The 13,505-nt window shown below is 68.4% G+C and carries 13 protein-coding genes; 8 read left to right on the top strand and 5 right to left on the bottom strand.

The genetic code is table 11. From position 1 onward, the window contains the following. The first annotated feature begins 4 nt into the window (after positions 1-4). On the top strand, positions 5-442 hold the full coding sequence (locus tag ACZY1G_RS08965; RefSeq protein WP_463814958.1) for a carboxymuconolactone decarboxylase family protein: 438 nt from the start codon (positions 5-7) through the stop codon (positions 440-442). Next, positions 435-1,661: a hypothetical protein gene (locus ACZY1G_RS08960; RefSeq protein WP_463822170.1), complete on the top strand. Its 1,227-nt coding sequence runs from the start codon at positions 435-437 to the stop codon at positions 1,659-1,661. The genes ACZY1G_RS08965 and ACZY1G_RS08960 overlap by 8 nt, the downstream gene beginning before the upstream one ends. On the opposite strand, the gene ACZY1G_RS08955 is transcribed toward ACZY1G_RS08960, so the two are convergent. Together ACZY1G_RS08955 and ACZY1G_RS08950 are read right to left on the bottom strand one after the other, a co-directional pair. Continuing rightward, the gene (locus tag ACZY1G_RS08955; RefSeq protein ID WP_463822169.1) at positions 1,600-2,247 is read right to left on the bottom strand and encodes a TetR/AcrR family transcriptional regulator; all 648 of its coding nucleotides are present in this window, start codon (positions 2,245-2,247) and stop codon (positions 1,600-1,602) included. The genes ACZY1G_RS08960 and ACZY1G_RS08955 overlap by 62 nt on opposite strands. A 19-nt stretch (positions 2,248-2,266) precedes the next feature. After that, a complete protein-coding gene (locus ACZY1G_RS08950; protein WP_463822168.1) occupies positions 2,267-3,490 on the bottom strand; it encodes a cytochrome P450 in 1,224 nt (407 codons plus the stop codon). 113 nt (positions 3,491-3,603) lie between these two features. Here ACZY1G_RS08950 and purD point away from each other — a divergent pair, with 113 nt between their 5' ends. After that, positions 3,604-4,872, top strand: coding sequence for a phosphoribosylamine--glycine ligase (gene purD / locus ACZY1G_RS08945; protein WP_463822167.1), 1,269 nt, complete (start codon positions 3,604-3,606; stop codon positions 4,870-4,872). Here the strand turns inward: purD and ACZY1G_RS08940 are convergent. Further along, positions 4,869-5,717 (bottom strand): alpha/beta hydrolase, encoded by an 849-nt coding sequence (locus ACZY1G_RS08940; protein ID WP_463814964.1) that lies wholly within the window; start codon positions 5,715-5,717, stop codon positions 4,869-4,871. The genes purD and ACZY1G_RS08940 overlap by 4 nt on opposite strands. Positions 5,718-5,776: 59 nt before the next feature. Between ACZY1G_RS08940 and ACZY1G_RS08935 the strand changes: the two genes are divergently transcribed. Then, positions 5,777-6,385, top strand: coding sequence for a TetR/AcrR family transcriptional regulator (locus tag ACZY1G_RS08935; RefSeq protein ID WP_463815784.1), 609 nt, complete (start codon positions 5,777-5,779; stop codon positions 6,383-6,385). A gap of 63 nt (positions 6,386-6,448) precedes the next feature. After that, positions 6,449-7,882 carry an APC family permease gene (locus ACZY1G_RS08930; protein ID WP_463822166.1) on the top strand — a complete coding sequence of 478 codons (1,434 nt, stop codon included), beginning with the start codon at positions 6,449-6,451 and terminating at the stop codon, positions 7,880-7,882. A gap of 1 nt (position 7,883) precedes the next feature. On the opposite strand, the gene ACZY1G_RS08925 is transcribed toward ACZY1G_RS08930, so the two are convergent. After that, positions 7,884-8,129: a hypothetical protein gene (locus tag ACZY1G_RS08925; RefSeq protein ID WP_463822165.1), complete on the bottom strand. Its 246-nt coding sequence runs from the start codon at positions 8,127-8,129 to the stop codon at positions 7,884-7,886. A gap of 1 nt (position 8,130) precedes the next feature. Then, positions 8,131-9,519 carry an L-serine ammonia-lyase gene (locus ACZY1G_RS08920; protein WP_463822164.1) on the bottom strand — a complete coding sequence of 463 codons (1,389 nt, stop codon included), beginning with the start codon at positions 9,517-9,519 and terminating at the stop codon, positions 8,131-8,133. 192 nt (positions 9,520-9,711) lie between these two features. On the opposite strand from ACZY1G_RS08920, the gene ACZY1G_RS08915 reads away from it, so the two are divergent. From ACZY1G_RS08915 to ACZY1G_RS08905, 3 genes are read left to right on the top strand one after another with little or no spacing between them, the layout of a single operon-like run. After that, the gene (locus ACZY1G_RS08915) at positions 9,712-11,757 is read left to right on the top strand and encodes an oxidoreductase (RefSeq protein WP_463822163.1); all 2,046 of its coding nucleotides are present in this window, start codon (positions 9,712-9,714) and stop codon (positions 11,755-11,757) included. A 33-nt stretch (positions 11,758-11,790) separates the two neighbouring features. Further along, on the top strand, positions 11,791-12,876 hold the full coding sequence (locus ACZY1G_RS08910) for an S-(hydroxymethyl)mycothiol dehydrogenase (protein WP_463822162.1): 1,086 nt from the start codon (positions 11,791-11,793) through the stop codon (positions 12,874-12,876). Further along, positions 12,873-13,505: an MBL fold metallo-hydrolase gene (locus ACZY1G_RS08905; RefSeq protein WP_463822161.1), complete on the top strand. Its 633-nt coding sequence runs from the start codon at positions 12,873-12,875 to the stop codon at positions 13,503-13,505. Before ACZY1G_RS08910 ends, ACZY1G_RS08905 begins: the two co-directional genes overlap by 4 nt.

The following is a 13,505-nucleotide window of genomic DNA, read 5'->3' as shown; positions in this document are numbered from 1 at the left end:
CGACATGGATGAGCTGCGCCGCAGGGGCCTGGACAAGATGAACGAGGTCTACGGCTGGGAGATGCCCGACATGCCGGGCGACTACTTCGCCCTGACCGCGGACCACCTGTTCGGCACGATCTGGACGCGGCCGGGTCTGTCGATGCGCGACAAGCGCATCATGACGCTGACGGTGGTGACCGCGCTCGGGATCACCGATCTCGCCGAGATCCAGGCCAACGCGGCGTTGGCCAACGAGGAGCTCACTGAAGACGAGCTCAAGGAGATGGCGATCTTCTTGACGCACTATCTGGGTTTTCCGCTCGGCTCCAAGTTCGACGGCGTGGTGACCAAGGTCGCCAAGCAGCGCCGCAAGGCCGCCCAGGCAGGTCAGGCCGACGACAAGAAGGCGAACATGGAGGCAGCGGTACAGATGCATTCCGGGAGCACTCCGCATGAGTAGTAGGTTCGCCGACCTGTCCCGCGAGCAGCTCGCCGTCCTGGTGCCCGAGTTGCTGCTCATCGGTCAGATGATCGACCGCTCCGGAATGGCCTGGTGCATCAGCAATTTCGGACGCGAGGCGATGCTCGAGATCGCCATCGAGGAGTGGATGGGCGCGAGCCCGATCTACACCCGCCGGATGCAGAAGGCGCTGCACTACGAGGGCACCGACGTCGTCACCATCTTCAAGGGTCTGCAGCTCGACATCGGTGCGCCGCCACAGTTCATGGACTTCCGCTACACGGTGCACGATCGCTGGCACGGTGAGTTCCACCTCGACCACTGCGGGGCGCTGCTCGACGTGGAGCCGATGGGGGAGGACTACGTGCGCGGCATGTGCCACGACATCGAGGACCCCACGTTCGACGCGACCGCGGTGGCCACCAACCGCAGGGCGCAGATCCGTCCTATCCACCGGCCGCCACGGACCCCCGCCGATCGTCACCCGCACTGCGCGTGGACGGTGAACATCGATGACTCCCACCCCGAGGTCGCCGACCATCCGGTGCTCGAGGTCATCGCGCGCACCCGGGCGGCGCGCACCGAACTCGACCCCATCGACCCCGCCGACGAGGGAAGCGGGGATTACGCCGGAGACCTGTTGTCGGACTTCGACTTCCGCGCGTTCTCCCACTCGGCGCTGGTGCGCATCGCCGACGAGGTGTGTCTACAGATGCACCTGCTCAACCTGTCGTTCGTGATCGCGGTGGGCGCCCGGGCCGGCGCCGATCAGGCGCTGGCCACCGAGATCTGTACCAAGCAGCTCACCGGGGTCGCGGGTCTGGCGGCCGAGCGCATCCACCGTGCGCTGGCCCTGCCCGACGGCATCGACGGCGCGGTCGCGATGCTGCGGCTGCACCCGCTGCTGAATCCCGCCGCCTACGTGGAGGCCGACTTCGGTCCGGACACGGTGCACGTGCAGCGGTCAGCGGCGCATGAGGACGGCGCCTGGGTGGCACTGGTGCATCCCGACGAGCGTCGCCCCCTGCAGGCCGCGGTCGCCGCCGTCGATCCGCACCTCGACGTGGAGGTGTCGGGCACCCGCACGGATTGGACCGCGCAGGTGGTCCGCCGCGACACCCCCGCCCGCGAGCTGGGCGAGGTGGCGGTCGTCAAGATCAGTGGGGGAGCTTCTTTCGAGTTCCAGCCGAGGCGGTCGCTGCCGCTGACGGTGGTGTAGCGCGCAGCGCTCCGCCCACCCACCGCCGCATGTAGGCGCGCAGCGCCGCGTCGCGACGAGGGGGACGGCCCGGGTCGATCACGAAGGACTGGATCACCCTCAGCAGGTGTTCGGCGAGCTCGTCGAGATCGTCATCGCCGTAACCGCGTGCCGCCCAGTCGACGTCGAGCCGGCCGATCATGTGGCGGCCGAACTGCAGCGCTACGTCGGAGGTCACCGACTCGGCGTGCGTCGTGCCGCCCGGCACCAGTAGCAGTCCGATGTACTTCTCGTCGGGCAACCACTCCAGGGCGGTGGCGACGGCCTCGGTGACGGCGTCGGCCGGATCGGTGATGCCGGCGACATGCACCGCCAGCCGCTGCAGGAATCCGTCGACGGTGCGGACTGCTGCCGCGACCAGCAGCGCCTCGGTGCTGGGGAAGTACCGATACACCGTCTGCCGGGTCACCCCGACCGAGCGGGCGACGTCGGAGATGGAGAAGTCGGCGCCGTGATCCTCGATGGCCTTGCCCGCCGCGGCCAGGATCCGACCCATGGCCTCCTCGTCGGAGGCCGGTTTGGCTCCTGACCAACCGTGGGTGCGCACGAACGCACCTTAACCACCGTTAGCGATATGCGACCCGCATCTCCTTGACCCCGTTGATCCACCCTGACCGCAGGCGTTGCGGTTCGGCCAGTTTGGTGATGTCGGGAATCTGCTCGGCGACCTGGTCGAAGATCAGCTTGATCTCCATGCGGGCCAGGTTGGCGCCGATGCAGTAGTGGGCGCCGTTGCCGCCGAAGGCCAGGTGCGGATTGGGGTCGCGGAGGATGTCGAAGTCGAAGGGCCGGTCGAAGACCTCCTCGTCGAAATTCGCGGAGCTGTAGAACAGTCCGACCCGTTGCCCCTCGCGGATCAGCGTGCCGCCGAGCTCGACATCGGAGGTCGCTGTGCGCTGGAAGCAGTGCACGGGGGTGGCCCAGCGGATGATCTCGTCGACCGCGGTCTGCGGGCGGTCACGCACGAAGAGGTCCCACTGGTCCGGGTTCTCCAGGAACGCGTTCATCCCGTGCGTCATCGCATTGCGCGTGGTCTCGTTGCCCGCCACCGCAAGCAGGATGACGAAGAACGCGAACTCGACGTCCGACATCGCTTCACCGTCGAGGTCGGCCTGCACCAGCCGGGTGACGATGTCGTCGGCGGGGCAGCGACGGCGCTCCTCGGCCATCGCGTACGCGTAACCCATCAGTTCGGCGTTGGCGGCAACGTGGTCGGCCTGGAAATCCGGATCGTCGGTGTTCATGATCGCGTTGGTCCAGTCGAACAGCTTCTCGCGGTCGGCTTCCGGTACGCCGATGAGGTCGGCTATCGCCTGCAGCGGCAGCGACATCGCGATGTCACCGACGAAGTCGCCGCTGCCCTTCTCGGCGGCTGCCGCGACGATCTCGCGGGCGGCCCCGGCCAGCTTCTCCTCCAGCGACGCGATGGCCCGCGGGGTGAACAGCCGCGACACGATCTTGCGCAGCCGGGTGTGCTCGGGTGCGTCGTGGTTGATCAGCAGCGCCTTGGTCAGCTCCAGCTGATCACCGGTCACCCCGTCGGGCAGCCGCATGACCGCGCCCTTGCGGTTGGTCGACCACAGGTCGCCGTCGCGTGAGATCGCCTTGATGTCGGCGTGCCGCGTGATCACCCAGTAGCCGCCGTCGTCGAACACCGACTCCTGCTGGGCGTTCCACCACACCGGCGCGGTCGCGCGCAGCTCGGCGAACTCGCGCACCGGCAGGCCGCGGAGCAGCACGTCCGGGTCGGTGAAGTCGTATCCGGTCGGTAGGAACGGGCAGCTCGTCATGGCGGACCTCCGGGTGTGACGTACGGCACTTGTACTTGACCATACACCTATGCGGCCATCTGTATGATCAGCCGTGTGTCGGCGGCTGGGCCGGGCGATTAGGGTGTTGACCTGTGCACGTCCTGGTGATCGGTTCCGGAGCCCGTGAACACGCGCTGCTGCTCGCACTGCGCCGAGACCCCGGGGTGGAGGCGCTGTCGGTCGCGCCCGGCAATGCCGGCACCGCCGCGGTCGCCGATCAGTACGACGTCGACGTGACCTCGGCCGACGAGGTCGTCGCGCTCGCCCGCCGGGTGGGAGCGGACCTGGTGGTCATCGGTCCGGAGGTGCCGCTCGTCCTCGGTGTGGCCGACGCCGTACGCGCCGCCGGTATCGCCTGCTTCGGCCCCACCCGGGACGCGGCGCGCATCGAGGGCTCCAAGGCGTTCGCCAAAGACGTGATGACCGCGGCCGGGGTGCGCACCGCGACCAGTGAGATCGTCGACAACCCCGGCCATCTCGACGCCGCGCTGGACCGCTTCGGTCCGCCCGCAGGCGAACACGCCTGGGTGGTCAAGGACGACGGGCTCGCGGCAGGCAAGGGCGTTGTCGTCACCGGCGATCGCGACACGGCCCGCGCGCACGCGGCCAGCCTGCTCGAGGCGGGCCACCCGGTGCTGCTCGAATCGTTCCTCGACGGCCCCGAGGTGTCATTGTTCTGCCTCGTCGACGGGGACACCGTGGTGCCGCTGCTGCCTGCGCAGGACTCGAAGCGGGTCGGCGACGGGGACACCGGGCCCAACACGGGAGGGATGGGCGCCTACACCCCGCTGCCGTGGCTGCCCGCCGACATGACCAGGCGCATCGTCGACGAGGTCGTCACACCCGTTGCCGCGGAACTGGTTCGGCGCGGCAGTGCGTTCTCCGGACTGCTGTACGCCGGTCTGGCGATCACGTCGCAGGGCCCGGCCGTCGTCGAATTCAACTGTCGCTTCGGCGATCCCGAGACCCAGGCCGTGCTCGCCCTGCTCGACTCCCCGCTGTCAGCGCTGCTGATGGCGGTGGCCACGGGCCAGCTGGCCGATACGCCGGAGCCGCGCTGGCGTGACGGCGCCGCGGTCACCGTCGTCATCGCGGCCGAGAACTACCCCGGCAGGCCCCGGGTCGGTGACGTCATCACCGGCGCCGACCCGGACGGCGTGCTGCACGCCGGCACCGCGCGCCGCGACGACGGTGCGGTGGTGTCGTCCGGCGGACGCGTGCTCTCCGTGGTGGGCACCGGTACCGACCTGGCGGCCGCGCGCGCGTCGGCCTACGCGATCATCGACTCGATCCGCTTGCCGGGCAGCCACTTCCGCACCGACATCGGGCTTGCTGCAGCCCAGGGGGAGATCGCCCTCTAGGCCGTCAGCAGCGGTGCCATCCAGGTCAGCTCGGAGCTGAGCTGCGACGACCAGAACTCGGCGTTGTGGCCACCGGGGGAGAATCCGCCGGCGGGCGGGTTGGGCAACTGGCTGATGAACTGCCGGGTCGCCGATGCGAACGGATCGTCGTTGCCGATGTCGATGCGCAACGGGATGCCGGTGAGCCCTGGCAGCCCCCATACGCTGTTGGCCTCGTAGTCGGCCGCACCGTCGAACGCGCCCGGGGCCGCTGCCCCGGCAGATGTCCACAGCGCCGGGCTGACCGCACAGATCGCCGCGGTGCGCGGTGCGCCGAGGCGCGCGCCCAGCAGCAGGGCGCCGTAGCCGCCCATCGACCACCCGAGGAAACCGACCCGGGAGGTGTCGAGGCCCTGCCCGGCGAGCAGCGGCAGGAATTCGTCGAGCACCATCGCACCCGGATCGTCCCCGGAGGCGCGGCGATGCCAGTAGCCGTTGCCGCCGTCGACGGCGGCCAACGCGAACGGCGGCACACCCGCGGCCACCGCGTCGGCGAGGAACTGTTCGGCGCCCATCGACATGACCGTCGCGGCACTGCTGTCCTTGCCGTGAAGCAGGATCACCGCGCGCAGCGGAGCGGTCTGGCCGGGCGGACGGACGATGATCCAGTTCGTCGGCGCGCCGCCCCGGGCGGCGGAGGCGAACGTACCGGAGGCATAGGTCGGAGCCGCGGCGGGCGGCGCGGCTGACACCACGGCCCGGGTCAACGCGGACACTGCGGTCGCTCCTGCTGCGGTCACGAGTCCGGCTCGGCACCCGAGCCCGAGCATCGCCCGCCGGCTGATCGTCGGCATGCGCGACATCATGCCATCGGTGCCTGAGTGAATTGCCGAAAGCCCGATGCCGTACCCCCGTGACTGGCACGATGCTAGGCGTGACGGCAGCAGTCACTCCCAAGGGAGAACGTCGGCGGTATGCGCTGGTCAGCGCCGCTGCCGACCTGCTGTGCGAGGGCGGCTTCGACGCGGTGCGGCATCGTGCGGTCGCGCGTCGGGCCGGGCTGCCGCTGGCCTCGACGACGTACTACTTTTCTTCGCTGGATGACCTGATCGCCCACGCTGTCGAATACGTCGGCGTGCTGGAGACCCAGGACCTCGAGAACAGGGTGGCGGACCTCTCGCGACGCCGGCGAGGCCCGGAATCGACGGCCGACATCCTCGTCGATCTCCTCGTCGGTGACAGCCGGGAACAGGTGAGCGAGCAGCTGATCTCACGCTACGAGCGGCTGATCGCCTGCGCGCGCCAGCCCAACCTGCGCGACATCCAGCGCAGGATCCTCAAACACCGCACCGATGCGGTGGTCGCGGTCGTCGAACGGTGCGGACGCTCGGTGCACCCGGAGTTGCTGACAGCGCTGGTGTGCGCCGTCGACGGGGCGGTGGTGGCCGCGCTCGTCGCGGACGGCGAGGGACCACGCGCCACGGCCCGCGCCACGTTGATCGACGTGATCGACGTGCTGGCTCCCTACGCGTAGCCTCTGCGCCGCGGGGCGCCGTGACCGAAGATGGGTGGATCGAGCGAGAGACAGGGGAGGCGCATGGCGGAGGCGATGACCGGTCAGGAGACTCAACAGCCTGAGTTGAAGCGGGTGATGGGGCCGGGCCTGCTGCTGCTGTTCGTGGTCGGGGACATCCTCGGCACCGGCGTGTACGCACTCGTCGGAGACGTCGCCGCCGAAGTCGGTGGTGCAGCATGGCTTCCGTTCCTCGTCGCGTTCGGCGTCGCGACGATCACCGCGTTCAGCTACCTCGAGTTGGTGACGAAGTATCCGCAAGCTGCCGGCGCGGCGCTCTATGCGCACAAGGCCTTCGGCATCCACTTCGTGACCTTCCTGGTCGCCTTCGTCGTCATGTGTTCCGGAATCACCTCGGCCTCAACGGCTTCCAGGGCATTCGCCGCGAACTTCTTCACCGGGATCGACGTCGATCCCTCCAAACTCGGCGTGGCCCTGCTGGCTCTGGGCTTCATGGCCGCCTTGGCCGCCATCAACTTTCGCGGGGTGGGGGAGAGCGTCAAGCTCAACGTCGTCCTGACGATCGTCGAGATCACCGGCCTGGTGGTCGTGATCCTCGTCGGCCTGTGGGCGTTCACCAACAGTGCCGACGTCGACTTCTCCCGCATCGTCGCGTTCGAGACCGCCGAGGACAAGAACACGTTCCTGGCGGTGACCGCCGCGACGTCGCTGGCCTTCTTCGCGATGGTCGGTTTCGAGGACTCGGTCAACATGGCCGAGGAGACCAAGGACCCGGTGAAGACGTTCCCGAAGATCCTGCTGTCGGGGCTGTCGATCGCCGGGGTCGTCTACATCCTCGTGTCGATCGTCGCAGTGGCGCTGGTGCCGATCGGCGAGCTGGAGGCCAGTGACACCCCGCTGGTCGAGGTCGTCAAGGCCGGTGCACCCGGGTTGCCGATCGACTCGATCCTGCCGTTCATGACGATGTTCGCGGTCTCGAACACCGCACTGATCAACATGCTGATGGCGAGCCGGCTGATCTACGGCATGGCACGTCAGCATGTGCTGCCTCCGGTGCTGGGAACCGTGCATCCCACGCGCCGTTCGCCGTGGGTGGCGATCCTGTTCACCACGGTGATCGCGTTCGGCCTGATCCTCTACGTGAGCGCCTTCGCCAGCAGCAACGCGATCTCAGTGCTCGGCGGGACCACGAGCCTGCTCCTGCTCGCGGTGTTCGCGGTGGTCAACGTGGCGGTGCTGGTGCTGCGGCGTGACGTGCGCGAGGCGGGCGGGCATTTCAAGACCCCGACGATCCTGCCGGTCATCGGCTTCCTCGTCTCGCTGTATCTGGTGACGCCGCTGTCCGGCCGCCCCGTCCAGCAGTACGTCGTGGCCGGCGCGCTGGTCGCGCTCGGTGTGGTGCTGTTCTTCGTCACCCAGCTGATCAACCGGCAGCTCGGCATTCGCGATGCCCGCATCAGCGATCCGACGCATCTGGGCGCCGGGCCGGACGACTGAGTCAGACCGCCGCGGCGTGGGGCCTGCGGGCGGCGGCGCGGTCGAGCAGGTGTTGATCGGCGGGCGCCAGCGCTAGATGTGCCGAGAGGTACACGTCGACGACGGCGCCGAACCGGCGCATCACCGCGCCGGGGGTGATGCCGAACCGGCTGCGGCAGCCCGCGTCGGACAGTGGCCGGTCGGCGGGTTGATCCATCACGAACGTGAGGATCTCGCGGTCGTACCAATCCAGGTGCATCTGCTTCACCTCAACACTCGACGTAGTTCACGGGCACGTTGACGGCCAGGCCTCCGGTGGAGGTCTCTTTGTACTTGGCGTGCATGTCGGCCCCGGTGGTGCGCATCGTCTCGATGACCTGATCGAGCGTCACGTGATGTGAGCCGTCACCGCGCAGCGCCATCCTGGCGGCGTTGATGGCCTTGCCCGCCGAGATCGCATTGCGCTCGATGCACGGGATCTGCACCAGGCCCCCGATGGGATCGCACGTGAGGCCCAGGCTGTGCTCCATCGCGATCTCCGCGGCGTTCTCCACCTGTTCCGTTGTGCCGCCCAGGATCTCGGCCAGCCCGGCGGCTGCCATCGATGCTGCCGAGCCGACCTCGCCCTGGCAGCCGACCTCGGCTCCGGAGATCGAGGCGCGCTCCTTGTACAGCGAGCCGATGGCTCCTGCTGCCAGCAGGAAGCGCACAGCGGTGCCGTCGGGATCCTGCCTGCCGCGCTCGGTGTAGTGCACCGCGTAGTGCAGCACGGCGGGCACGATGCCGGCGGCGCCATTGGTGGGTGCGGTGACGATCCGCCCTCCGGACGCGTTCTCTTCGTTGACGGCCAGAGCCACGAGATTGACCCAGTCCTGGGCGAATTCGGGTAACCGGTCGGGGTCTTCGGCGGTGAGACGGTCGTACCAGTCTTTGGCGCGTCGGCGGACGCGCAGAGTCCCGGGCAGATAGCCGGCACGGCTGACGCCGCGCTTCTCGCACTCGACCATGACGTCGCGGATGTGCAGCAACCTGCGCCGGATCTCGTCCTGTGGACGCGTATCGGTCTCCACGGCCAGCATGAGATCGCTGATGCTGCACTCGTGCCGCTGGCAGAGTTCGAGGAGTTGCTTTGCCGACCCGAACGCCAGCGACCGGGGGTCGGCGGTCCGGGGTGCCGCGTCGAGGGTCTCGGCCTCGGTGACGACGAAGCCGCCGCCGACGGAGAAGTAGGTCTGGCGATGCAGCTCCCGGCCCTGCGCGTCGAGCGCGGTGAGCGTCATTCCGTTGGGATGGAACGGAAGGATCGTCAGCGGGCGCAGCGTGAGGTCCTGCTCGGTCAGCCGGATGGGGCGAGATCCGCCCAGCGAGATCATGCCGGTCGCGCGCATCTCCTCGACGCGACGTTCCATCTCCTCGGAACGAATCTCGTCCGGCCGATGGCCTTCGAGACCGAGGAGGACCGCGGTGAACGTGCCGTGCCCGGCGCCGGTGGCCGCGAGCGACCCGTACAGATCGCCTCGTACGTCGGCGACCGTGTCGATGGCCCCCATGGTCTGCAGATCCTCGACGAAGAGGGCGGCGGCCCGCATCGGGCCGACCGTGTGCGAACTCGAGGGTCCGATGCCGACGGAAAAGAGGTCGAACACGCTGATCGTCATGCTCGCTCTCCGTCCGTCTGATCGCATACTGATATATGAGTTCCGGCGTCAACCGTAGGTCAGCCTGGTCAGCGCGTCAAGGGCGCGCTCAAGGTGGGCTTTTGCCCTTGACCCGAAGCGTTCGGTGGCATACCTTGCTGTGAAGCTGAGGTGTTAGATAATTCCTCTGAAATGTCAGAAAGCTGGTGCGCGATGACGCAGCTCATCGATCCCCTCCTGCAGCCCTTCACGCTGAAGAACACGACGCTGCGTAATCGTGTCGTGAGCACGTCGCATGAGCCGTCCTACACCGAAGACGGCATGCCGAAGCGCCGCTACCGCCTATACCACGAGGAGAAGGCCAAGGGCGGGATCGGTCTGACGATGATGGGCGGATCCGCTGTCGTGGCGCCCGACAGCCCGGCCGCCTTCGGCAACCTGCATCTCTACAAGGACGAGATCGTGCCATGGCTGAGCGAGCTGGCCTACGGCGTGCACGAGAACGGCGCCGCCGTCATGTGCCAGATCACCCACCTCGGCCGCCGTACCAGCAATTACGACGGTGACTGGCTCCCCGTCATCGCTCCCTCGGCGATCCGCGAACCCGCGCACCGCGCCTTCCCGAAGGTCGCCGAGGAATGGGACCTCGACCGCATCGTCAAGGCCTACGCCGACGCGACGGCTCGGTGCCGCGAAGCCGGTCTCGACGGCATCGAGATCGAGGCGTACACACACCTTTTCGACTCCTTCTGGTCCCCCCTGACCAACCGACGCGACGACGAGTACGGGATGGGCAGCATCGAGAACCGGCTGCGGTTCCCGCTCAAGGTGATTCGCGCCGTACGGGAGGCCGCCGGTCCCGACTTCGCGGTCGGCATCCGGATGTCGCTCGACGAGGACATCGACGGCGGACTGCAGTACTCCGAGGGAGTCGAGATCGCCAAGCTCCTGGTGGCCGAGGGCATCGACTTCATCAGCGTGATCAAGGGATACATGGCCAGCGATGAGGCGTTGTCCCGGGTCATTCCGCCGATGGGCACCCCGGTCGCTCCGCACCTCGAGTTCGCCGGCCAGGTGAAGGCGGCCCTGCAGATCCCGGTCATGCACGCCGCCCGCATCAACGATGTCGCGACGGCCCGGCACGCGATCCGCGACGGCTTGATCGACCTCGTCGGCATGACCCGCGCCCACATCGCCGATCCGCACATCGTCGCGAAAATTCGTGCCGGAGAGGAAGATCGCATCCGGCCCTGTGTCGGAGCGAGCTACTGCCTCGACGAGATCTACCAGGCGCGCGACGCGAAATGCGTGCACAACGCCTCCACCGGGCGCGAGGACCGGATGCCGCACCACGTCCCCGCGGCCACGGGCGCCCCGCGCAGGGCGGTCGTCATCGGCGGCGGCCCGGCCGGTCTGGAGGCGGCCCGGGTACTCGGCGAGCGGGGACACAAGGTCGTCGTGTTCGAGGCGGCCGACGCTCCGGGTGGACAGATCCGGCTCGCCGCCTCGGCGCCCCGCCGACGTGACCTGATCAGCATCGTCGACTGGCGGCTCGCCGAGTGCAAGCTGCTCGACGTCGACATGCGCACCAACGCCTACGCCGAGGCCGACGACGTGCTGGCCGAGGAACCCGACATCGTGGTGGTGGCCACCGGTGGCCTGCCCAACACCGAATTCTTGAGTGAGGGAACGTCTCTGGTGACCGATGCCTGGGACATCCTGTGCGGGGCCGTACGCCCCCGTGGCAGCGTGCTGTTCTACGACGACAACGGCGGTCACCCCGGGATGGATGCCGCCGAGATGGTCGCGCGCAGCGGCGTCGAGGTCGAATTCGTCACGCCGGAGCGCACATTGGCACCCGATGTGGGCGGCGTGAACTACCCCGGTTACTTCAAGGCGTTCGCCGAGCACGACGTGCGGGTGACGCTCAACGAGCGTGTCACCGGGGTGCGGCGCAAGGGCGGCCGCCTCGAAGTGGACCTCTACAACGAATACGCGCACGCCACGCGGCAGCGCGTCGTGGATCAGATCGTCGTCGAGCACGGAACCCTGCCGCAGGACGACCTGTATTTCGAACTGATCCCCGGTTCCACGAACGCCGGCGAAGTCGACCAGCAGGCACTGCTCGATCTGCGCCCGCAGCACGTCATCCGCAACCCGCAGGGCCGCTATCAGCTGTTCCGGATCGGCGACGCGGTGGCCAGCCGCAACATCCACGCCGCGGTGTACGACGCCTTCCGGCTCTGCATCGCTCTGTAAACCCCCAGCCGATCATTTGTGAGGAGTTCCCCTATGCCGCACCAGGTCCGAGGAGTCATCGCCCGCGCCAAAGGCGCCCCCGTCGAGGTCGTCGACATCACGATCCCGGACCCCGGACCCGGCGAGGTCGTCGTGCGGGTGCAGGCCTGCGGGGTCTGCCACACCGACCTGACCTACCGCGAGGGCGGCATCAACGACGAGTTCCCGTTCCTGCTCGGCCATGAAGCTGCCGGAGTGGTGGAGCAGATCGGTGCCGGCGTGAGCTCAGTCGCCGTAGGCGACTTCGTCGTCCTCAACTGGCGGGCCGTGTGCGGCCAGTGCCGCGCGTGCAAGCGCGGCCGTCCGCAGTACTGCTTCGACACCTTCAACGCCACCCAGAAGATGACGCTGACCGACGGCACCGAGCTGACCCCCGCCTTGGGTATCGGCGCGTTCGCCGAGAAGACACTCGTCCATGCCGGACAGTGCACGAAGGTCGACGCCGACGCCGATCCCGCCGTCGTCGGGCTGCTCGGGTGCGGCGTCATGGCCGGCCTCGGTGCCGCAGTCAACACGGGCAACGTCTCACGCGGCGACTCGGTCGCCGTCATCGGCTGCGGCGGAGTGGGCGACGCGGCGATCATGGGGGCGCGGCTGGCCGGTGCCCGCACGATCATCGCGATCGACCGCGACGCCCGCAAGTTCGAGTGGGCGCGCGAACTCGGCGCCACGCACGCCGTCGACGCGACAGCGGTCGACATCGTGACCGCGGTGCAGGAGCTGACCGGTGGCTTCGGCGCCGACGTCGTCATCGACGCCGTCGGGCGTCCCGAGACGTGGCGTCAGGCGTTCTACGCTCGCGACCTCGCCGGCACCGTCGTGCTGGTCGGGGTACCCACACCGGACATGACTCTCGAGATGCCGCTCGTCGACTTCTTCTCCCGCGGTGGATCGTTGAAGTCGTCGTGGTACGGCGACTGCCTGCCCGAGCGTGATTTCCCCACGCTGGTCGACCTCTACCAGCAGGGCCGGCTGCCGCTGGAACGCTTCGTCTCCGAGCGGATCAAACTGGACGAGGTCGAAGACGCGTTCCACACCATGCACAAGGGAGAGGTGCTGCGCTCGGTGGTGGTGCTGTGAGCGGCGGACTGCGTATCGACCGCGTCGTCACCTCCGGAACGTTCAGCCTCGACGGAGGCACCTGGGAAGTCGACAACAACGTGTGGGTGGTCGGTGACGACGACGAGGTCGTCGTCGTCGACGCCGCACACACCGCACCGCAGATCATCGACGCGGTCGACGGCCGCCACGTCGTCGCCGTCGTCGTCACCCACGGCCACGACGACCACGTGACCGTCGCGCCCACCCTGGGCGCCGAGCTCGACACCCCGGTCCTGCTGCACCCCGGCGACGACGTGCTGTGGACGATGTCGCACCCCGAGGCAACCTACGCCTCGATCTCCGGCGACCAACGGATTCGGTTGGCGGGCAGCGACATCCAGGTCATCCACACCCCCGGCCACTCTCCCGGCTCCGTGTGCCTTTACCTCCCGGAAGCCGGTGCTCTCTTCTCCGGGGACACCCTGTTCCAGGGCGGCCCGGGCGCCACCGGCCGGTCCTACAGTGACTTCGCAACCATCATCGACTCCATCCGTGACTCGCTGCTGACGCTGCCCGAGGACACCCGTGTGCACACCGGTCACGGCGACCACACCACGATCGGTGCGGAGGCGCCGCACCTTGCCGAGTGGATCGCGCGCGGTCACTGA

The organism is Mycobacterium sp. IDUB_5 (genome assembly GCF_055419565.1).
Note: the sequence above shows the minus strand (reverse complement) of the source record. Positions and strands in the feature narration are given on the sequence as shown.

Bases quoted from the DNA above. Each gene is read 5' to 3' on its own strand.
- ACZY1G_RS08935 (WP_463815784.1), top strand. From the start codon at position 5,777: ATGCTAGGCGTGACGGCAGCAGTCACTCCCAAGGGAGAACGTCGGCGG.
- ACZY1G_RS08915 (WP_463822163.1), top strand. From the start codon at position 9,712: ATGACGCAGCTCATCGATCCCCTCCTGCAGCCCTTCACGCTGAAGAAC.
- ACZY1G_RS08920 (WP_463822164.1), bottom strand. From the start codon at position 9,519: ATGACGATCAGCGTGTTCGACCTCTTTTCCGTCGGCATCGGACCCTCG.
- ACZY1G_RS08910 (WP_463822162.1), top strand. From the start codon at position 11,791: ATGCCGCACCAGGTCCGAGGAGTCATCGCCCGCGCCAAAGGCGCCCCC.
- ACZY1G_RS08940 (WP_463814964.1), bottom strand. From the start codon at position 5,717: ATGATGTCGCGCATGCCGACGATCAGCCGGCGGGCGATGCTCGGGCTC.
- ACZY1G_RS08950 (WP_463822168.1), bottom strand. From the start codon at position 3,490: ATGACGAGCTGCCCGTTCCTACCGACCGGATACGACTTCACCGACCCG.
- ACZY1G_RS08960 (WP_463822170.1), top strand. From the start codon at position 435: ATGAGTAGTAGGTTCGCCGACCTGTCCCGCGAGCAGCTCGCCGTCCTG.
- ACZY1G_RS08965 (WP_463814958.1), top strand. From the start codon at position 5: ATGGATGAGCTGCGCCGCAGGGGCCTGGACAAGATGAACGAGGTCTAC.
- ACZY1G_RS08930 (WP_463822166.1), top strand. From the start codon at position 6,449: ATGGCGGAGGCGATGACCGGTCAGGAGACTCAACAGCCTGAGTTGAAG.